The 20,261-nt window shown below is 71.4% G+C and carries 16 protein-coding genes; 6 read left to right on the top strand and 10 right to left on the bottom strand.

Going from position 1 to position 20,261, the window contains the following annotated elements; translation table 11 throughout:
* Window positions 1-84: 84 nt before the first annotated feature.
* Window positions 85-1,083, bottom strand: coding sequence for a dTDP-glucose 4,6-dehydratase (gene rfbB, locus DNK53_RS11215; protein ID WP_110182309.1), 999 nt, complete (start codon window positions 1,081-1,083; stop codon window positions 85-87).
* A gap of 117 nt (window positions 1,084-1,200) precedes the next feature.
* On the opposite strand from rfbB, the gene rfbA reads away from it, so the two are divergent.
* Entirely contained in the window at window positions 1,201-2,067 is an 867-nt protein-coding gene (gene rfbA, locus DNK53_RS11210) for a glucose-1-phosphate thymidylyltransferase RfbA (protein WP_110182308.1), read from the top strand.
* A gap of 9 nt (window positions 2,068-2,076) precedes the next feature.
* Here rfbA and DNK53_RS11205 read toward each other — a convergent pair whose 3' ends face one another.
* The 3 genes from DNK53_RS11205 to gmd form a co-directional block, all read right to left on the bottom strand.
* Entirely contained in the window at window positions 2,077-3,495 is a 1,419-nt protein-coding gene (locus DNK53_RS11205) for a sugar transferase (RefSeq protein ID WP_162599896.1), read from the bottom strand.
* 237 nt (window positions 3,496-3,732) lie between these two features.
* Window positions 3,733-4,722, bottom strand: a complete 990-nt coding sequence (locus DNK53_RS11200; protein WP_110182306.1) for a GDP-mannose 4,6-dehydratase — start codon at window positions 4,720-4,722, stop codon at window positions 3,733-3,735.
* 92 nt (window positions 4,723-4,814) lie between these two features.
* Entirely contained in the window at window positions 4,815-5,804 is a 990-nt protein-coding gene (gene gmd / locus DNK53_RS11195) for a GDP-mannose 4,6-dehydratase (protein WP_110182305.1), read from the bottom strand.
* Between the two features lie 61 nt (window positions 5,805-5,865).
* Here gmd and galE point away from each other — a divergent pair, with 61 nt between their 5' ends.
* Entirely contained in the window at window positions 5,866-6,870 is a 1,005-nt protein-coding gene (gene galE, locus DNK53_RS11190; protein WP_110182304.1) for a UDP-glucose 4-epimerase GalE, read from the top strand.
* Here galE and DNK53_RS11185 read toward each other — a convergent pair.
* The 3 genes from DNK53_RS11185 to DNK53_RS11175 are packed head-to-tail and all read right to left on the bottom strand — an operon-like array spanning window position 6,861 to window position 8,738.
* The gene (locus DNK53_RS11185; RefSeq protein WP_110182303.1) at window positions 6,861-7,358 is read right to left on the bottom strand and encodes a hypothetical protein; all 498 of its coding nucleotides are present in this window, start codon (window positions 7,356-7,358) and stop codon (window positions 6,861-6,863) included. The two genes, galE and DNK53_RS11185, sit on opposite strands and share 10 nt — an antisense overlap.
* A 31-nt stretch (window positions 7,359-7,389) precedes the next feature.
* The gene (locus DNK53_RS11180; RefSeq protein ID WP_162599895.1) at window positions 7,390-8,262 is read right to left on the bottom strand and encodes a hypothetical protein; all 873 of its coding nucleotides are present in this window, start codon (window positions 8,260-8,262) and stop codon (window positions 7,390-7,392) included.
* Entirely contained in the window at window positions 8,259-8,738 is a 480-nt protein-coding gene (locus DNK53_RS11175) for a hypothetical protein (protein ID WP_110182301.1), read from the bottom strand. The genes DNK53_RS11180 and DNK53_RS11175 overlap by 4 nt, the downstream gene beginning before the upstream one ends.
* 246 nt (window positions 8,739-8,984) lie before the next feature.
* Between DNK53_RS11175 and DNK53_RS11170 the strand changes: the two genes are divergently transcribed.
* From DNK53_RS11170 to DNK53_RS11160, 3 genes are read left to right on the top strand one after another with little or no spacing between them, the layout of a single operon-like run.
* Entirely contained in the window at window positions 8,985-9,833 is an 849-nt protein-coding gene (locus DNK53_RS11170; RefSeq protein WP_162599894.1) for an SGNH/GDSL hydrolase family protein, read from the top strand.
* Between the two features lie 56 nt (window positions 9,834-9,889).
* Window positions 9,890-10,684 carry an enoyl-CoA hydratase-related protein gene (locus tag DNK53_RS11165; RefSeq protein ID WP_110182299.1) on the top strand — a complete coding sequence of 265 codons (795 nt, stop codon included), beginning with the start codon at window positions 9,890-9,892 and terminating at the stop codon, window positions 10,682-10,684.
* A gap of 4 nt (window positions 10,685-10,688) precedes the next feature.
* Window positions 10,689-11,372 (top strand): tyrosine-protein phosphatase, encoded by a 684-nt coding sequence (locus DNK53_RS11160; protein ID WP_110182298.1) that lies wholly within the window; start codon window positions 10,689-10,691, stop codon window positions 11,370-11,372.
* Between the two features lie 20 nt (window positions 11,373-11,392).
* On the opposite strand, the gene DNK53_RS11155 is transcribed toward DNK53_RS11160, so the two are convergent.
* The 3 genes from DNK53_RS11155 to DNK53_RS11145 form a co-directional block, all read right to left on the bottom strand.
* Complete coding sequence (locus DNK53_RS11155; RefSeq protein ID WP_162599893.1) at window positions 11,393-13,270, bottom strand: ELWxxDGT repeat protein; 1,878 nt, start codon at window positions 13,268-13,270, stop codon at window positions 11,393-11,395.
* 188 nt (window positions 13,271-13,458) lie between these two features.
* A complete protein-coding gene (locus DNK53_RS11150) occupies window positions 13,459-15,438 on the bottom strand; it encodes an ELWxxDGT repeat protein (protein WP_162599892.1) in 1,980 nt (659 codons plus the stop codon).
* Between the two features lie 105 nt (window positions 15,439-15,543).
* Window positions 15,544-17,202, bottom strand: coding sequence for a TIGR03032 family protein (locus DNK53_RS11145; protein ID WP_110182295.1), 1,659 nt, complete (start codon window positions 17,200-17,202; stop codon window positions 15,544-15,546).
* A gap of 169 nt (window positions 17,203-17,371) precedes the next feature.
* Between DNK53_RS11145 and DNK53_RS11140 the strand changes: the two genes are divergently transcribed.
* Window positions 17,372-20,239, top strand: a complete 2,868-nt coding sequence (locus DNK53_RS11140; RefSeq protein ID WP_110182294.1) for a fibronectin type III domain-containing protein — start codon at window positions 17,372-17,374, stop codon at window positions 20,237-20,239.
* The last annotated feature ends 22 nt before the right edge of the window (window positions 20,240-20,261 follow it).

Here is a 20,261-nt window from a genome sequence, read left to right as displayed (position 1 = left end):
GACAAGCTCAACCGGCGGTGGCGGGGGCGGCGGGGTGGTTTCGAGACGCTCGCTGCGCTCGCTCCTCAACCACCAGGGGTGGGGCTACTGGCCCTTGGCCGCGTAGGCGGCCTCGGTGGCCTCCTTGGCGGGGCGCCACCACTCCTGGTGGTCCTGGTACCACTCGATCGTGCGGGCGAGGCCGTCCTCGAAGTCCTGGAACTGCGGCGTCCAGCCGAGCTCCTCGCGCAGTCGGGTCGAGTCGATCGCGTAGCGCAGGTCGTGGCCGGCGCGGTCGGTGACGTGGTCGAAGTCGTCCTCCGAGCGCCCGAAGTGCTTGAGGATCATCTGGACGACCTCGAGGTTGTTCTTCTCCCCGTCGGCGCCGATCAGGTAGGTCTCGCCGATCTGGCCCTTGTTGAGGATGGTCCAGACGGCCGAGGAGTGGTCGTCGGCGTGGATCCAGTCGCGGACGTTCTCGCCGGAGCCGTAGAGCTTGGGACGGCGGCCGTCGATCACCTCGGTGATCTGGCGGGGGATGAACTTCTCGATGTGCTGCCACGGGCCGTAGTTGTTGGAGCAGTTCGACAATGTCGCCTGCACCCCGAAGCTGCGCACCCATGCCCGGACCAGGTGGTCGGAGGCTGCCTTGGAGGCGGAGTAGGGGCTGCTCGGGTTGTAGGCGGTGGACTCGGTGAAGCGCTCCGGATCGTCGAGCTCGAGGTCGCCGTATACCTCGTCGGTGGAGATGTGGTGGAGCCGCACGCCGTGCTTGCGGACCGCCTCGAGGATCGTGAACGTCCCGATGATGTTGGTCTGGATGAAGGGGCTCGGGTCGTGCAGCGAGTTGTCGTTGTGCGACTCGGCTGCGTAGTGGACGACCGCGTCGTGCTCGGCGACCAGCGGGTCCACCACCGCGGCGTCCGCGATGTCGCCGACGACCAGCTGAACCCGGCTCTCGGGGAGCCCGTCGAGCGCCTCGCGGCTCGCGGCGTAGGTCAGCTTGTCCAGCACCGTCACCGAGGCGTCGGTGTGCTCGAGCAGATAGTGGACGAAGTTGGAGCCGATGAAGCCGGCGCCGCCGGTCACGAGAAGACGCTGCATGGGCAGGGAGTCTAGAGGGAGAGGATTTCGCGACGCTCGCTGCGCTCGCTCCTCAGTCCTCGGAGTGTGGACGCTGTGAGCACAGGGTGAGCCTCGGATTCCTCTAGGGTGGCGCGCATGCGTGGAATCATCCTGGCCGGTGGGACCGGCTCGCGGCTGCACCCGATCACCCAGGGCATCAGCAAGCAGCTCGTCCCGGTCTACGACAAGCCGATGATCTACTACCCGCTCACCACGCTGATGCTCGCGGGCATTCGCGACGTTCTGGTGATCACCACCCCGCACGAGGCCGAGGCGTTCCAGCGGCTGTTGCGGGACGGTTCGCAGTTCGGCATCAACATCACGTTCGCCGTCCAGCCCAGCCCCGACGGCCTCGCCCAGGCGTTCCTCATCGGCGAGGAGCACATCGGCTCCGACACCGCCGGTCTCGTGCTGGGCGACAACATCTTCTACGGCACCGGTGTCGGCCACCAGCTCTCCGAGTTCGCGGAGATCGACGGCGCTGCCGTCTTCGGCTACCACGTCGCCGACCCCACCGCCTACGGCGTCGTCGAGTTCGACGATCAAGGCCGCGCCATCTCGCTGGAGGAGAAGCCCACCGAGCCGAAGAGCTCCTACGCGGTGCCGGGCCTCTACTTCTACGACAACGACGTAGTCGGCTACGCCAAGGAGCTGATGCCGTCGCCACGCGGAGAGCTCGAGATCACCGACCTCAACCGGCGCTACCTCGAGGAGGGCCGGCTGCAGGTCTCGGTGCTGCCGCGCGGTACGGCGTGGCTCGACACCGGGACCTTCGACTCCCTCAACGACGCCTCCAACTTCGTGCGCACGATCGAGAGCCGGCAGGGGTTCAAGGTCGGTGCGCCTGAGGAGGTTGCGTGGCGCATGGGGTGGCTCAGCGACCAAGACCTCCTGGAGTGCGCCGAGCCGCTGCGCAAGAGCGGCTACGGCGCCTACCTGGCCGGGCTGCTCGACGACCGATGAGGTCGGAACTCAGTAGGCGCCGTCGGAGCCGAAGACGGCCTTGACGGTGCGGGCCAGGATCGACAGGTCCTGCACCATCGACCAGTTGTCGACGTAGTAGAGGTCCAGCCGCATGGCCTCCTGGGCCGTGAGGTCGCTGCGGCCCGAGACCTGCCAGAGGCCGGTCATCCCGGGGCGCACGCGCAGGCGGCGGATCATGCCGCCCTCGTAGAGGTCGACCTCGCGCTGCACCTGCGGGCGGGGCCCGATCAGGCTCATGTCGCCGCGCAGCACGTTGAAGAGCTGGGGCACCTCGTCGACCGAGAACCGGCGCAGCCACTTCCCGGGCTTGGTGATCCGGGGGTCGTCCTTCATCTTGAACAGCAGCGCCTGGGCACCCTGCTCCTCCTGGAGCTTCGCGACGAGGGCCTCCGCGTCCACCACCATCGTGCGGAACTTGAGGCACTGGAACGGCACCCCGTCCTTGCCGATCCGGGTCTGGGAGAAGAAGACCGGACCCCCGTCGTGGAGCTTCACCCGCAAGGCCGCGAAGAGCAGGACCGGACTCAACGCCAGGATCAGCATCAGGGAGCCGAAGAAGTCGAAGGCTCGCTTCCCGCTCCGGGTGGCCAGGTGACCGCGCGGACCGTCCACGTGGATGAGCGGCAGGCCAGCGACCGGGCGGAAGCGAATTCGCTCCCCGGAGACGTCGGTGAGGCTGGGCGCCACCACGAGCTGGATGTCGTGGTTCTCGAGAGCCCAAGCCAGCTCCTTGAGCTGGGTCGCCGTGCCGAACGCGCCGCCCGCGATGAAGACGACGTCGGAGCCGGACTCGATGGCGATTTGAGCCAGGTCCTCGATGTCGCCGAAGACCGTGATCCCGCTCCGGGTGGTCTCGTTCATGTCGTAGGCCGGCGTCACGGCGCCGATGACCCGGTAGCCAAGGCGCTTCTCGCGGGTGAGGTTGAGCGCCAGCTCGTCGGCGTGGGAGCGGGAGCCGGCGATCACCACCTTGTGGTGGAGGTGACCCCGCTTGCGGAGGGCGTAAGCGACATGCCGCAACAGGAAGCGACCGAGGAGGAGGACGACCACGCCGCAGCCGAAGGCCAGGACGAAGAATCCGCGGGAGAGGTCGTACTTGAAGAGGTAGCACCCGATGCCGACCACGGCGGCCGCCATCAGCGTGCCGCGGGAGACGCGCTTGTACTCGTCCAGACCGGTGTCGAACACCTCAGGCCGGTAGCCGCCCAGGAACGCAATGCCCCCGAGCCACCCCATGGCGATCAGCGGCGCCAACCACGTCACCTCGTTGGTGATGTTGCTGTCGATGCCCCACGTGACGTGGTCGCGGAAGACGGCCGCCGAGACGAGGACGAGCGAGATCAGGAGCGCGTCGACGAGGAGGACGAGGTAGGGGATGGCGCGGATGAGTTGGCTCTGGCTTTTCACGCGCCACCGGCGAGGACGGCTCCGTTCGCCGTTCCGCGCGCGTGGCACGCGCTCTGGCCGCGCGTCAGTCACGACGACTTGCGACTGTCCCATGTGGCATCCCCCGCCGCTGATTCCCGAGAACGATCAGCCTTTCGTCCAGAATTGTCGCCGAAGTTTCGGCCAGTACCACATGCATGCCTATCACTACTCGCGGGTAGCGCACATCGCGAAGCACATCATGCGAAACGGTGAGCGTCAGCGCGGGCGGAGATCGCTTTCAACCATGGCCAAGATCACATCTGCGAATGCCTTGGTCGGTCGCCACCCGAGCGCGCTGCGAGCCCTCGTGCTGTCTCCTCGGAGGTCGGCCGCGTCGACCGGACGCACCAGGGTGGGGTCGATCCTGACTCGGGACTCCCATCCGGTGACCCCCGCTGCGGCAAACGCCGCCGCGACGAACTCCCGCACCGAGTGGCTCTCGCCCGTGGCGACCACGTAGTCCTGCGCGAGGTCATGGCGACCGGCCAGCACCATCGCCCCCAGGTGGTCGGGAGCCCAACCCCAGTCGCGTCGTGCCTCGAGGTTGCCGAGCACGAGCTCGTCGGCCTCGCCGCGGGCGATTGCTGCGACGGTCCTGGTGATCTTGCGGGTCACGAAAGTCTGCGGGCGGCGTGGTGACTCGTGGTTGTACAGGATCGCGCTGACCGCGTGCAGGCCCCGCTCCCGGGCCTCGCCGACGGCGAGGTGGGCGCGGGCCTTCGCCTCGCCGTACGGGTTGGTCGGCGCGATCGGCGTGGACTCGTCCTGCGGTGCGGTCGCGGGGGAGCCGAAGATCTCCGCGCTGGAGGCCTGGACGAGCCGGACGGGTCGGCCGGTCCGGTCCTGCAGGGCGAGTGCGGAGTCCATGAGGGCGGTCGCGGCGTCGCCGTTGACGGCCCGGACGAGCTCCGGCTCCTGCCAGGAGCGGGCCACCGAGCTGACGGCCGCCAGGTTGTAGACCTCGTCGGGCGCCACCTCGAGGAGGAGCCGTCGGGTGGCGTCGTGGTCGGTGACGTCGCCGGGGTGGAGCACGACCTCGGGCGGGCAGAAGGGCGGGCGGACCGGCGTACGGATCAAGCCGTGGACCTCCAGGCCATCGGCGAGGAGCTGTTCGGCGAGGTAGGAGCCGTCCTGGCCGGCGAGACCCGTGATGAAGGCGCGCGTGGGGTGGTTTCGAGACGCTCGCTGCGCTCGCTCCTCAACCACCGGGGGTGTGGGGCGGTTTCGAGACGCTCGCTGCGCTCGCTCCTCAACCACCGGGGGAGACGCTCGCTGCGCTCGCTCCTCAACCACCGGGGTCACTTCCAGCCGGCCTTGAGCGCCTCGACGTCGGCGTCGACCATCATCCGCACCAGCGCCGGGAAGTCGACCTTCGGCTCCCAGCCCAGCCGCTCGCGCGCCTTCGTCGCGTCCCCGACCAGGGTGTCCACCTCTGCGGGGCGGCGGAAGCGCTCGTCCTGGCGGACGAAGCGGGACCAGTCGTCGATGCCGATGTGGGCGAACGCCAGGTCGACCAGGTCGTGGATGGAGTGCGAGACCCCGGTGGCGATGACGTAGTCGTCGGGCTCGTCCTGCTGGAGCATCAGCCACATCGCCTCGACGTAGTCGCCGGCGAACCCCCAGTCGCGGCGGGCGTCGAGGTTGCCGAGCACCAGCTCGTCGGCGAGCCCGAGGTGGATCTTCGCGACCGCCTTGGTCACCTTGCGGGTCACGAACTCCTCGCCCCGTCGCGGGGATTCGTGGTTGAAGAGGATCCCCGAGGAGGCGTGCATGCCGTAGGACTCGCGGTAGTTGATCGTCATGTAGTGGCCGAAGACCTTGCTCACGCCGTAGGGGGAGCGGGGCCACAGCAGCGTCGTCTCCCGCTGAGGGGTCTCCTGCACCTTGCCGAACATCTCCGAGCTCGACGCCTGGTAGAAGCGGACCCGGCCCGGGTCGTCACCCGTGTGGAGCCGCAGTGCCTCGAGCATCGTCAGCACCCCCTTGCCGGTGACGTCGGAGGTGAGGGCGGCGTTCTCCCACGAGTAGGCGACGAACGAGATCGCGCCGAGGTTGTAGACCTCGTCGGGCTGCGCCTCGGTGAGCGCCCGCATGAGGCTCGACATGTCGGTGAGGTCGCCGTTGTGCTGGTGGACCTGGGGGACCAGCTGCTCCACCAGCTCGCGGCGCGGGTTGTTCTGGCCGCGGATCACCCCGTGCACCTCGTAGCCCTTCGCCAGCAGGAGCTCGGCGAGGTAGAGGCCGTCCTGTCCGGTGATGCCGGTGATCAGGGCGCGGGGCTTCGTCATGGGCGGAAGTCTCCCAGTCGCGGCGCGGAGGGAGTGCTCCGGCCCGATAGTGTGCGGGACCATGAAGATCCTCGTGACCGGCGGCGCCGGCTACATCGGCACGATCACCTGCAAGGCGCTCGAGCAGGCGGGCCACACCCCCGTCGTCCTCGACTCCCTCTTCAGCGGCCCGCGGGTCTTCGTGGGTGACCGGATCTTCTACGAGGGCGACATCGCCGACCGCGAGCTGCTGCGACGGGTCTTCGCCGACCACCCCGACATCGAGGCGACCATCCACATGGCGGCGCGGATCGTCGTGCCGGAGTCGATGGAGGTCCCCTACGAGTACTACCGCGACAACGTCGCCAAGTCGCTGGAGCTCTTCGACGAGCTCGTCGCGCTCGGCAAGCCGCGGGTGCTCTTCTCCTCCTCGGCGTCGCTGTACGCCGAGAAGGCCGACTTCGAGGTGACCGAGCTCGACCCGCTCGCGCCCGCGTCGCCCTACGCCCGCACGAAGCGGATGATGGAGCAGGTGCTGGAGGACATGGCCGAGGCGACCTCGCTGCGCGCGATCATCCTGCGCTACTTCAATCCGGTCGGCTCCGACCCCGACCTCGAGTCGGGCATCTACGTCCGCGAGCCCTCCCACGTGCTCGGCCAGCTCGTCATGGCCGCCCGCGGGCTCAAGGACGCCTTCACCATCACCGGCGTCGAGCACCCCACCCGCGACGGCACGGGCATCCGCGACTACATCCACGTCTGGGACCTCGCCAAGGCGCACGTGCGCGCCGTCGAGCGGTTCGACGCCGTCCTCGCCGAGGAGGGCACGCCCAGCACCGTCATCAACGTCGGCATGGGCCAGGGGACGACGGTGCGCGAGCTCGTCGCCTCCTTCGAGCGGGTCTTCGGCCAGGAGGTGCCCGTCCGCGAGGCGCCGCCGCGGCCCGGCGACGCCGTCGGCGCGTTCGCCAATGTCGACAAGTCCTCCAGGCTGCTGGACTGGAAGACCGAGCTGACCCTCGACGACGCCATCGCCTCCGCGCTGGCGTGGGGCGAGCGCCGCAAGGAGATCCTCGGCTACGAATGAGCCGTCGCGGCGCGCGGTTGGGGGGTCGGCCGGGTCTCCTTGGCGACGGCCCGGTCGAGGTAGTCGGCCAGGAGGACGGCCACGAACCCGATCAGGCCGGTCCACGGACTGAGGAAGTCCGGGTCGTCGATCGCCCACCACGCGTAGACGAAGAGGAGACCGGCCGCGAGACCGCCCGCCCAGCGCATGGTCCTCCGCAGGAGGACCGGTTGGTGTGCCACGGCCGCCAGCCCCAGGGCATGACTGCCCGTGATCACGAAGACGTAGTGAGCCCCGAGGGCCGTGGCGATGTTGGTGCCCCAGAAGGTCGGCGGAAGGACCGCTGCCAGGATCGGGAGCGACGCAAGGAGCAAGAAGGCGAGGAGGACGTGACCCTTCTCCCTGCCACTGAGCTCCCCTCGGGGCCCGATGGGGTGAGCCAACTTCACGATGAGGAAGGCGGCGACGACGAAGAACGCCGCCCCGGCGATGGGCACCTGCTCGTTCATTTCTCTCCTTGTGTCGGGTCGTCCCGTGCGGTCAGCGGACGAGGGTGGGGCGGGCCTCGAGCACGGTCAGCGTCTGTTCAGTGCCGGTGATGGTGCGGGTGGGCTCGATCTCCTGCCAGGGGCCGTCGCCGACGCGGTACCTGCCCGCGTAGGTGACGTCGAGGCGTGGGTGGACCTTGACGCCGGCGCGCGTGTAGCGGTGGGTGATGGTGTGGCGGGGGTACGCCGCCCCCCCGTGGTCGGTCCTGAGTTCCGTGGTGTCGGCCGGGGTCGCCCGCCCCTTCTCGGCGTCCTCGTCGGAGGCCCAGCGCCAGGTGAAGGTCTGGGGTGTGGCCTCGATCGTGACGTCGCGCCCGAGCAGCTCGACCGACTGGCTCACCGGGGCGGTGGAGTCGGTGTGGAAGATCGTGTCGAGATTGACCAAGGTCTCGCCGTCCCGAGGCTGGATGAGCAAGGTGGCCGCCGGCCAGTCGAGCTCCTCGAAGGCCCGGGCGGCCATCTCGCCGCTGATCTGTCGGCCGTCGATCTCGAGCTGCTCGTCGCGGCCGAGGCAGACGGTGCCCACCACCTCCCACTCGGTGTCCGGGCCCGCGCTGCGGAGGCGCCGCTCGAGGCGGTACTGGAACGTGTCGGGCGGGGCGACGCACTCGAGCTGTGCCTGGATCGCGACGCAGGCGTTGTTCTGGTCCATCTCCTTGCAGATCGGGTGGTAGGCGTACTGGTAGAGGGCGACCGTGCGGTCGATCTCGGTCTGTGTCTCCTCGAAGCCGCTCTTGCATTCGAGCGCTGCGACGTTGAGGTCAAGCGTCTCCCCGCAGTCCGCAGCGACTGGGAACGTGTCGGGTGGTGCGGACGGAAGCAGAACGGCTGTCGCAAACGACAGGATGAGCGCTGCTGTCTTCACAGTGGACGCTGCGCGAGGTCGACCAGGACGTAGCCGTCGCCCGAGTCTGCCAACACCAGTTGGTATTTGACGCGCCCGCCCGGCAAACGCTTCTCCGATGCGGACGCGGAACGTCGATAGCGGGTGGGTTTCGACGTCGTCCAGACATCAAAGGCTCCTCCGGACAGCGTCTTGATGCGTTCAACAGTCATACCGCCCCACTCGACTGATCCACCCGCGGCGTAGATGCCGGAGATGTTGTCTGCTGTGTCTTGGCACGGCCTACACCCCTTGGTGATAGCCAGGTATGCCTCGGTGTCGCCTGTGTTCTGCATGTCGGTGGAGAGTTCGGCCCAGCGGCGGATGAACTCCTCGGGCGTCTCGGCCGCAGCCTGCGTGGCCGACTCGGAGGGTGAGGCACTGGCCGCCTCGGTCGGCTCGGCGAACTTCGGCTCCGGGTCGTCGGCGCAGCCGGCGAGCAGGAGGAGCGCCGCCACGAGCGTCCCGACCCCGGCGGCGGGTGAGTGTCGCGCGGACGCCCGCGGTCGTCGTACGGACATGGTGTGTCTCCCCCCGAGAAGCCGTGCGTCGGCGACGAGAGTAGGGGGACCGCCCTCCCCGACAGGCGGTTGTCCACAGGCGTCCGCGGGCCGGTGCGGCACGGATCGCGAAGATCCCCCATCTGGGGGACGGGATGGCCGTGCGGGTTGTGCTCGACGCCCATCTTCTCCACAGTGTGTCTCGTGCCTGCGTCGATCCGTGCCCGACTCGTCCGCCTCACCGCCGCCGTGGTGACGGCGGCCCCGGTGGCGGTCCTCGGCGCCACGACCCCCCACACGGCGACCGCGGCCGGGCCCGCTCCCACCGTGACGGCCCGCCTCTGGGAGCCCCCCACGGACCTCGAGCCGCTGGACGCCGCGCTGGACCAGCGGCGTACCAAGCCCGTCCGCCTCGTCTTCCTCGGCTCCTCGACGACGCAGGGCCTCGGCGCGAGCGACCCGGCGAGGGCCTACGCCGCCCAGGTCGTCTCGAGGCTGTCGCTGGTCAAGCCGACCTACGGCGTCGCCGACAGCACCGTGGCCCTCGGGGCGGCGCCGACCGCGAGCAAGGGGATCGAGGGGTTCAACGGCGGCCAGGGGGGCACGTGGGTCGGCAACTACCTCTCCGACGCGGCCCTCCAGTCCATCGCCGCCACGCGCCCGGCATGCGTCTTCCACATGATCGGCTCCAACGACTCGGTGCTCGGGGTGTCGCCCGCCACCTACGAGTCCTACCTGCGCGCCAACCTCGCCCGGATCGACCGCGCGGTCGACACCCCCGTCTGCCACGTGCTGGTCCACACCTTCCGCCGCGACGGCGTGGCGCCCGAGGTCTGGGCGGAGTTCGGCACTGCCCTCGACCGGATCGACGCGTCCCACCCGCGGGCCTTCGCCGTCGACGCGTCCAGGGTGTTCGCGCGCCGCGGCGTACCCGGAGCGGACCCGTTCGGCCTCCTGGCCGCCGACGGCGTGCACCCCAGCGACGCCGGGCACGCGCTGCTCGCGCGGGTGGCGGTCGGCCGCGTCGCGAAGCGGCTCGCCCTCACCCGATGACCTGACCGAGCGGACCCGGTGCGGGGCTGTCGGGGGCCTTCCCTAGGCTGAACCCCGTGAGCGATCCCGAGCTGTTGGTGACCAAGGCGGACGGCGTCGTGACGGTGGTCTTCAACCGTCCGCAGCGCCACAACGCCTTCACGAAGGCCATGTACGCCGACCTGCGCGACCTCTGCGACGAGCTGCAGGCCAGCCCCGACGTCCGGGCGCTGGTGCTCCGCGGCGCGGGCGGCCGGGCGTTCGCGGCGGGCAACGAGATCTCCGACTTCCTCGAGGCCGACGCGGTCGCCTACGAGGAGTGGATCCGCGAGCTGCTCGGCAAGCTCTTCGCCGTCCCGCAGGTGACGATCGCCGCGATCGACGGCTTCTGCGTCGGCGGCGGCCTCGCGGTGGCGACCCACTGTGACATCCGGATCGCCACCCCCGAGTCGCGCTTCGGCTACCCGATCGCCAAGACGCTCGGCAACGCGCTGGCCGCCCCGGTGGTGCACCGCTGCGCCGCGGTCTTCGGGGAGTCGCTGACCCGCAAGATGCTGCTCACCGGCCGCCTCGTCGACGCCGACCGGGCCTACTCCGTGGGCGCGCTCACCGAGATCACCGAGGACCTCAACGGCACCCTCGACGAGCTCGTCGACGAGGTCCTCGCGGCCTCGGCGACCACCCAGCGCGCCACCAAGCGGCAGCTCAACGCCCGCGCGGTCGAGCAGGAGCGGGCCCCCGACTTCGACGACGACCTCCTCCGCGAGGTCTACACCGGCGCCGACTTCAACGAGGGGGTCCGGGCCTTCCTGGCCAAGGAGAAGCCGAGCTTCGCCACCCACGCGCAGGCCGACGCCGCGGACGAGGAGTAGGACGATGGACAGGCTGGTCAACCTCCGCGACCTCGGCGGCCTCCCGGTCGCCGGCGGCGGCACGACCCGCCACGGGATGCTCTACCGCAGCGACGCGCCGCACCCCGACGACCGCGACCCCGACCACGTCGCCCACTGGCCCCCGGCCACCGTCGTCGACCTGCGCATGGAGCGCGAGGCCAACCGGGTGCCCTACACCCTCGAGGGCGCCGACCGCATCCTCCACCCGCTGCACGAGGCCGCTGCCCCCGAGAACATCCGCGACGCCGCCATCGGCGACCTCTACCGCCACATCCTGGAGACCGCCGCCGACCGGGTCGCCTCCGCGGTCGAGATCGTCGTGACCCGACCGGCGCCCGCGCTGGTGCACTGCACCGCCGGCAAGGACCGCACGGGCATCGTCGTCGCCTCGCTGCTGCTCAGCGCCGGGGTGACCCGCGAGGACGTCGTCGCCGACTACGCCCGCACGGGCGACAACATGGACGCCGTCGTGCAGCGGATCAGCAAGCACGCCAACCCCAACAAGCCGGTCAACCCCCAGTGGCTGCTCACCTCCGCCGAGGCGATGACCGAGGTGCTCGCCGTGCTCGACGACCCCGCCCACGGCGGGGCGCACGGCTGGCTCGTGACGCACGGCGCCACCGAGTCGGCGCTCGAGGACTGGGTGGGGCGCTTCACCGAGGCCTGAGCCGGCCCACACCCGGTGCCTCAGACGAGCCTGATGGTGCGCTTGACGGTCTGCTTGTTGCCGGCGGCGTCGGTGATGGAGAGGGTGAGGACGGCCTTGACGGCCAGTTTCTTCTGTTTGGCCTTGGGGGCGTTGCGGTAGCGGGTCAGGGCCTTGAGGACCTGTGCGACGAGCTTCTTGCTGGTGACCCGGAGGGTGAGGCGGGCCTGTTGTCCGGGGGCGGCCTGGGTGGGATTGCCGCGCAGTGCGATGGGCTTCTTGGAGCCCTTGAGCTTGATCTTGCCGGTGGCCGTGGCGGTGATGGCCTCGTCGGCGCCGACGCGAGTGGTGAGGGCGACCTTCTTGCGAATCTTCTGCTGCTTGGGTGCGGCAGCCTGGACGCCGGTCACGGCGGTGTCGGGGTCGGGGGGTGGCGCGGTGGTGGGTCCGGCCGTCGGGCCGGCCGTGGGCGCGGTCGTGGGCGGCGCGGTGGGGGCTGCCGTCGGCCCCGACGTGGGGCCGGGGGTGGGTCCTGACGTGGGGCCGGAGGTGGGCGTCGGCTCCGCGGACGGGGTGGGCGGATCTGAAGGGTCAGGGGCCTCACCCCGTGGCACGACCGACCACAGTTCCTTGCCGCGGAGGGCGTCGTCGAAGGTCAGGAGGAGGGTGTCGGCTCCGCTGTGCATCTCCAGGTCCCTGGAGTAGCGCGGCGGGTCCGGCAGGGCGACGAGCTCCCGTGTGCCGGCCCGGCTGCCATCGGTGCGCCACAGCGCGCGGTTGTCGTCAGCGTCGGTGACGGTGAAGTAGAGCCCTTCGCCGAAGGAGGTCAGGTCGTTGGGATAGCCCACGCTCGAGATCCCGAGGTCCGTCGTGCCGGCCGTGGTCCCGTCCGAGGCGAACAGCGAGTACCGTCGCTCAGCGGTACGGGCGCTGAAGAAGAGCGTGCCGCTCACCACGGAGAACTGGCGGGCGTAGCTGGGCTCAACGGTTTGGTTGGTGTCCACCAACAAGGACGTGCCTCGTGCGGTTCCGTCGGTCCGCCAGAGCTCGCGCCCGTGCGTCCCGTCGTCTGCCGTAAAGAAGAGGGTGCCGCCGATGGACACCCCTTGGTTCAGGTACGGATCGCTGTCGCCGGTCCCCGGCAACACGTCGGCCACCATCCGTGGGTTGGCCCCGCTCGCCTCGACGTGCCAGAGCTCGCGTCCGTGAGCGGCGTCCCCAGCGGAGAAGAACAGGCCACCTGCCACCTCCGTCAGGCTCCAGGGGGCGTTTGCGTCGTACGTGGAGAACGGGGAAGAACGGAGCGCGACTTCCAGGTCGGTCACCCGCGTGGTCCCTGCGGCCGTCCCGTCCGACCGCCACACCTCGCTGCCGTGGACGCCGTCATCTGCCACGAAGAACAGGGCGTCGCCGACCTTTGTCAGCTGTTCGGGAAAGCTCGAGGACTCGCCTGCTCGCAGGTCGATCACTCTCTCGGTGCCGGCCATGGTGCCGTCGGAGGTCCACAGCTCGCGGCCCATGCCCCCCGGTCCGTACGCGGCGAAGAACAAGGTGTCGCCGACCGCCGCCAGCTGGGACGGCCAGTCCTCCGCGTAGCCGGACTGCAGGTCCGACACCCGCCTGGTGCCCTGCGTCGTGCCATCAGTAGCCCAGACGTCGAGCGTGCCGTTGGCCGCTTGAGCCGTGAAGAACAGGGTGTCCCCCGCCACGGTCATCTGACGCGGCCAGCCCGCACCGGGTCCCGGCTGTAGGTCGGCCACCAAGCGTGTCCCGGCCGAGGTGCCGTCGGTCGCCCACAGCTCGTCGCCGTGCACCCCGTCGTCAGCGGCGAAGAAGGTGGTGCGGCCGATCGTCACGAAGGCGTAAGGGTCGCTCCCCGTGGGACCTGCGTTGATGTCGCCCACAAGGGCGAGGTCCACGGGGGGAGTGTCGACAGCTTGCGACTGCACGGGCACCGCGAGGGCGACCGTGCCGACCAACGTTCCAGTAACCAAGACCTTCCCGCGGACCGACCGCGCCCTGCTGGTCGCCGCTCTGCGGCGCCGGAGACGACGTTGCCGTTGCCGAGCAGTCATGGATGTTCCTTCCCGAGGGCGGGGAGCTGGTCTCAGACGAGCCTGATGGTGCGCTTGACGGTCTGCTTGTTGCCGGCGGCGTCGGTGATGGAGAGGGTGAGGACGGCCTTGACGGCCAGCTTTTTCTGCTGCGCCTTGGGCGCCTTGCGGTAGCGGGCGAGGGCTTTGAGGACCTGGGCGGCGAGCTTCTTGCTGGTGACCCGCAGGGTGAGGCGGGCCTGCTGTCCGGCGGCTGCCTGGACCGGGGTGCCGCGGAACGCGACGGGCTTCTTGACGCCCTTGAGGGTGATCTTGCCGGTGGCTGTGGCGGTGATGGCCTCGTCGGCGCCGATGCGGGTGGTGAGGGCGACCTTCTTGCGGATCTTCTGCTGCTTGGGCGCGGCAGCCTGGACGCCGCTCACGATGGTGTCGGGCCCGGGTGGTGGCGCGGTGGCGGGGCCGGTGGTGGGGCCGGTGGTGGGCCCTACGGTCGGGTTCGTGGGCGGCGGCGAGGTGGGTGTCGCGGTGGGCCCGGACGTGGGAACCGGGACCGTGGGGGTCGGGACGGGCGGAGTGGGTGTCGGCGGCACGTAGCCGCTGGCACCCACGCGCCACAGCTCACGCCCGTGCGTGCCGTCCTGGGCGGTGAAGAAGAGGACGCCGTTGCTCTCGGTGAGGTAGTAGGGGTTGCTCCCGTAGACGCCGGGTCGGACGTCGCCGACCATCCGGGTGCCTCCGGCGGTGCCGTCGGACGTCCACAGCTCCCTGCCGTGCTCCGTCCGGGAGGCAGTGAAGTAGATCCGCGAGTCGGTGCCGATCGCTTCCCGGGGAGACAGCCCCGCGACGTTCGCGACTCGCTCGGTGCCGGCCGCCGTGCCGTCAGAACGCCACAGGTAGGTCTCGTAGGCCTCGTCGTAGGCGGCGAAGAACAGGTCGTCGCCCGACGCCACGAGGGAGCGCGGGTAGCTGCCGCCGGGCCCCGGGTAGAGGTCGGTCACCTGCTGGGTCCCCGCGGCGGTGCCGTCGGTGCGCCACAGCTCGTCGCCGCTGACGCCGTCGTTCGCGGTGAAGAAGAGGGTGCCGCCGACCTCCGTCAGCTCCTGGGGGTAGCCGCTGTCCGCCCCGCGCAGGTCCTGGAGGGGAGCAGTGCCGGCGACGGTGCCGTCGGAGGCCCACAGCTCCCTCCCGGTGGCGGTCTGCTCGGTGATGAAGACGAGGCGGTCACCCACGGCCGTGAGGTCGCTGAAGAGGCTGTACTCGGTGTCCACGTCGACGTCGGTCAACCGGCGCGTCCCTGCGGCGGTGCCGTCGGAGCTCCACAGCTCGCGGCCGTGCACACCGTCGTCGGCGGTGAAGAAGAGGGTGTCCCCGACCCCGGTGAAGTCCCGCATGTAGGCGCCCCCCTCGGAGGCCCGCACGTCCGCGACCGGCCCGGTTCCGGCAGCGGTGCCGTCCGACCGCCAGAGCGCCTCCGAGTCCCCGACCCCGCGGGTGAAGAAGAGGGTGTCGCCCGCGCCGGCCAAGCGCGAGATGTAGGAGTATTCGTAGGCGTCGTCGAGATCCGTCACCTTCCGGGTGCCCGCTGCGGTGCCGTCGGAGCGCCACAGCTCCTGCCCGTCCTCGTCGTAGGCGGTGAAGAAGAGCGTGCCGCCCACCGCGGTGAGCTCGTCCGGGTAGCTGCCGGAGTCCCCCGGGACGATGTCGATCGCGCGGGTGCCCCCCGTCGTCCCGTCGCTCACCCAGAGCTCGCGCCCCACGCTGCCGTCATCGGTCGCGGTGAAGAACAGGTGCGAGCCGGTGGACGTCAGGTTGTCGGGCTCGCTCGAGAGCGCGCCGGGGCGGATGTCGCGCATCATCGAGGGTGCGCCGGGGTCGACCGGGTCAGCTGCCTGGGTGGCCACCGGCACTGTCAGGGCGGCGACGCCCAGCACGCTCCCGGTGACGAGGGCGCGACCGCGCCGGGGGCTGGTGCGAGCCTGGGCTGCGGCCGCCTTGCGGCGACGGAGACGGCGCTGGCGCTGACGAGTGGTCACGACGGACCTCTTCCCCCTAGAAGTGACGGAGCGACACTAGGGGGCCTGGAGGTCGCGGGGAAGACGGTTCACACACTCTTTACCGAGGAGGTCACCGACCTTCGATCAGGGGGAACCGGGCACGAACCACGACGTCCGGACAATCTCGCTGCCCGGCTCCGCGACCTCGGGAAATCTCCTCCCCGCGAGCACGGCGACGTCGAAGACCTCCTGGATCCGGTCCTCGAAGCGAACGGAGCCCAGGACCCGTCCGGAGTCGAGGTCGACGGCCCAGACCCCGCACTCGCGACGGGGGAGGGCGGCGACGGGCAACCCCCCGAAGGTGGCGGTCTCCCGGACCTGCGAGGTGCCCACGAAGGCCGTGCGACCGGAGAAGGAGAGCCCTCGGGTGAAGCCGGGCAGCTCGGCGACCGTGCGGGTCGCCCCCGTCGCTGGGTCGACCTCGAGCAGCCGGCCGCGACCCGACTCCAGCACGTGGAGACGCCCGTCGTGCCATCGCGGGGAGTGCGGCATCGAGAGCCCCTCGACCACCACCCGCCCGCTCGGGACCTCCATCAGCACGCCGCCCGTGGCCTTGTCGGGACGCCACCCGCCGGGCTCGTCGGAGACGCCGAGGGCCGTCACGTAGCGCGGCACCCCGTCGACCAGTGCCAGTCCGTTGAGATGGCAGCGGTCCTCCGGCGCGAGCCGGGAGACGAACGGCGGGCGCCAGCGCGGCACGAAGCTGTGGACGGTGTCGAGGGTGGCGAGACAGCTGAAGCTCGTCGCCACCACCCACAGGCCGTCGCGACCCACGGCCAGGTCGTGCACGGCGATGTCGCCCGTGACGTGGGAGTTGCGCGGCACGAAGCAGGCGTCGTGCCTGCCCTTCGGCTCCAGGGTGGGCGCCACGCCGGGGAAGTCCCGGTAGTCCAGCACCTCGGTGCGGACGCCGAGCGCGAAGCCGTCAGGAGTCGGGGCGATCCCCATCGGGCGGTCGAAGGCGCGCAGGTGCACCCCCAAGCCACCCCCGTCGGCCCGCAGCACGACCAGCCGGTTGGACTGGTAGGTCGAGACCGCGAGCGAGGAGCCCAGCCGGCGCAGCATGGCCGCGAGGCCGTGGTCCACGGCGGTCAGGCTGCCCGGCGGGGTCTCCGGGGCCAGGCTCGGCTCGATCCGCAGGAGGTGGGGGCGGACCCGCTCGGCCAGGACCAGGTCGTCCTCCGTCGCGTTCTCCTGCGCTGCCTCCTCCGAGCGGGCCGGAGCAGCGCTCCGCGCGGCCTCGCGCCACGGGCGCGAGCAGCCGGAGTGCCAGCCCAGGCCGAGGACGCCGAAGACGGCCTGGAGCCCGTTCTCCGGCTCTGCGAGCAGGTCGGCCTGGGCCACCACGACCCTGCGCTCAGGCGGAAGGACGGCCAACGCGTCGAGGGTCGCCTCCGTCGTGGCGCGCCAGTTGGCCGTCGGGTCGTCTCCTTCGTCCGGCTCCCGGTGTAGCAGGACGAAGTGGGCGTGGGGGTACGCCGCGGCCAGCGCCGGAGCCTGTTCGACGGCGGTCAGGACGGCGACCGCCCGGGGCTCGGCGCGGACGGCGACCGCCGGAGGCGCGTAGCGCGCGAGAAGGTCGCTCGCGTCGGTTCCGTCTCCGGCTGCCGCGTCCCAGACTCCCGCGTCCCACGCGCCGGGAGCAGCCAGCAGCGAGGCAACGAGCGTCGTACGTCCCGCACCCGGCGGGCCGAGCACGACGACGGGACGGGCGAGGGGCGAGGGCTGCTCGGTGGCGTCCACGGCGGGATCCTTGCACGCGACGAGAACGGCGGGATGGCCGCCGGACGCAGGGGAGACTAGGCCCCCTGGCACAGCCCGGGTGATGGCTGGCCGCAAGTTTTGCCGTCACAGTCGTTCGAGGGGCGCCGAAACCGCACGGACCGAGCCCCGGCATCCCTACGCTCCCGACGTGAAGCCCTCCTCGCGCGCCCGTCGCGGCGCCGCACTCCTGGCCCTCTCGCTCGTCGGCGCGGGGGTCTCGGTCGTCACCGGCCCCCTCGCCCAGGCGGCCCCCGCCGCGGAGAAGCCCCGCCCCGGCGACGTCGCGGCGGCGTCCGCACCGCTCCTCGACAAGCCCCTGCGGGGGCGCAAGGCGTTGCGAGGGCTGGGTGACCGGGTCGCCGAGGCCGCCGCCCGCAACGACCTCACGACGTCCGAGCTGCGCACGCTGCTCCGCGAGGACGACACCGTCTGGGTCGACCAGAAGGGCTCGGTCTTCTTCGTGGACCCCGCGCCCGCACCGCAGACCGGCACCCCCGAGCCCGCCGTGGCGTCGGCGCCGCTGGCGGAGACCTTCGCCCTGCACAGCAACCCCGACTCGTCGCTCACGATCCTGCTCGACTTCGACGGCGCCCAGGTCTCCGGCAGCCCCTGGAACAGCAGCCCGTACAACGTGACCCCCGGCGCCCACCCCGCCTGGGACCCCGACGGCAACGGGGCCGCCTTCTCCGACGCCGAGCTGCGGAAGGTCCAGCAGGTCTGGGCTGCCGTGGCCGAGGACTTCGCGCCCTTCGACGTCGACGTCACCACCGAGGACCCCGGCACCGCCGGGCTGGTCCGCAGCTCGCTCGCCGACGGCGAGTACGGCATCCGGGTGCTCGTCACCCCCAGCGACGACCCCTTCGCCAAGATCTGCGGGCGCCAGTGCGGGGGCGTCGCCTACCTCGACGTCTTCGCCCGGGTGAACAGCGTCGCCCAGCCCGCGTGGGTCTTCCCGCAGGCGCTGGGCAACGACCCGAAGAGCGTCGCGGAGGCTGTCTCGCACGAGGCCGGGCACAACCTCGCCCTGGACCACGACGGCACCGCCAACAGCGGCTACTACCTGGGCCACGGGCTCTGGGCGCCGATCATGGGCGCCGGCTACAACAGGCCGCTCTCCCAGTGGAGCGCCGGCTCCTACACCGACGCCGACAACCAGCAGGACGACCTGTCGATCCTGCGGAGCCGCCTCGGCTCACGGGCCGACGAGGCCGGCGACGCGGTCGCGACCTCCTCGCCCCTGCCGGCCGGGACGGCGTACATCGGGACCACCGACGACGTCGACAGCTACCTGCTGGGCACGTGCGAGCAGGGCGCCCTGGTGGACGTGCAGCCGCCCGGCGCCGCGCCCAACGTCGACGTGCGCCTCGCGGTCCACGACGCGACCGGGACGCGCGTCTCCACGCACGCGCCGGGCTCCTCGATGGTCAACCGGACCACCGCGGCCGGCCTGGGCGCGACGATCGCCGTCCCGGCGGCGGGCTCGGGGTGGGTCCTCACGGTCGAGGGCGTCGGGCAGGACACATGGGCGACCAACGGGTACGACGACTACGGCAGCCTCGGCGCCTACACCGTGCAGGTGACGGGGTGCGACGGCGCGCCCGACACCGGCGTGCCCGGGGCGCCCGGCGGGCTCACGACCGACGGCGGCGCCGCGACCACCTCGCTGACGCTCTCGTGGTCGGCCCCCGCCGACCCGGGCGACGGGCCGGTCACCGGCTACGTCGTCGGCAGGCTCGGCACGGCCGACATCGTCACCGTGGGCCCCGAGGTCCGCAGCCACACCTTCACCGGCCTCGAGGCCGGCACGACCTACGACCTCTCGGTGCGCGCGGTCAACGCCGCGGGCACCGGTCCGGCGGCCTGGGTGAGCGCCCGCACCGCCGAGCCCGGCCCGCCAGCCAACGACGCGGTGGCCGACGCCGAGGTGCTCGTCGGGGACGCGGGCAGCGTGGCGGGCGACAACACCCGCGCCACCGGCGAGGCGACCGACCCGACCCCGCCCAGCAGCTATGCGGCGGGCGGCCACTCGGTCTGGTACGCGTGGACCGCGCCGGCGCGCGGCTCCGTCAGCATGAGCACCTCGGGCGGGGACGACAACCGCGACACCACCCTGGGCGTCTACACCGGGGTCCCCGGAGCGCTCACCGAGGTGGCCGGCAACGACGACGCCGACTCCGGTGGCCTCCACGCGGCCGTGACCTTCGACGCGGTCGCCGGCACCCGCTACCTCGTGGCCGTCGACGGCTTCGAGGAGCTGGCCGGGGGCAGGGGACCCTTCACCCTCGGTTGGTCGCTCACGAGGACCCGGACCGCACCCGCGGCGCCCCACGACGTCGTCGCCCACGCCGGGGACGGGGCGGCGGTGGTCAGCTGGGGCACTCCGGACGACAACGGGTCGCCCCTCACGTCGTACGCCGTCACCCTGCGCGCCGACGGCCAGCCCGACCGCACCGAGACCGTCGACGCCTCCCGGACCGGCACCAGCGTCACCGGGCTCGCCAACGGCACCACCTACCGGGTCACGGTGCGCGCGACCAACGACGTCGGTACGTCGCCGGAGTCGGCCGCGGCCACCGTCGTGCCGGTGGCCCCCGTCTCGCCGTCGCCGTCGCCGTCGCCCACGCCCACGGAGACGCCGACGGCCGGGCCGACCGAGACCCCGGCGCCCACGGCGGGACCGACCATGGGGCCGACCGCTGGGCCGACCGCTGGGCCGACCGTCGGGCCGACCGTCGGGCCGACCGCAGGACCGGTCATCCCGTCGCCCGGGAAGCCGCGGCCCCCGAAGGTCCGGGTGCGCGGGAAGCGGGTGACCCTCACGTGGGCGGTCGTGCCGGACGCGCCCGTCACCTCCTGGGTGCTCGACCTCGCCAAGGGCCGGGACCGGAAGGTGAAGGGCAAGGTCAGCAGGGCCCAGCTCAAGCTGAAGCCCGGACGGCACAAGGTCCGGATCGGTGCCGTCACCGCCGGGGGGAAGGTCTCCTGGAGCCGGTGGGTGAAGGTCCGCGTCCGCTGAGCCAGGACGCGGCCTCCACCCG

It is taken from the genome of Nocardioides solisilvae, from assembly GCF_003194625.1.
Classification (GTDB): Bacteria; Actinomycetota; Actinomycetes; order Propionibacteriales; family Nocardioidaceae; genus Nocardioides; species Nocardioides solisilvae.
This window is presented reverse-complemented; position numbering and strand designations above follow the sequence as displayed.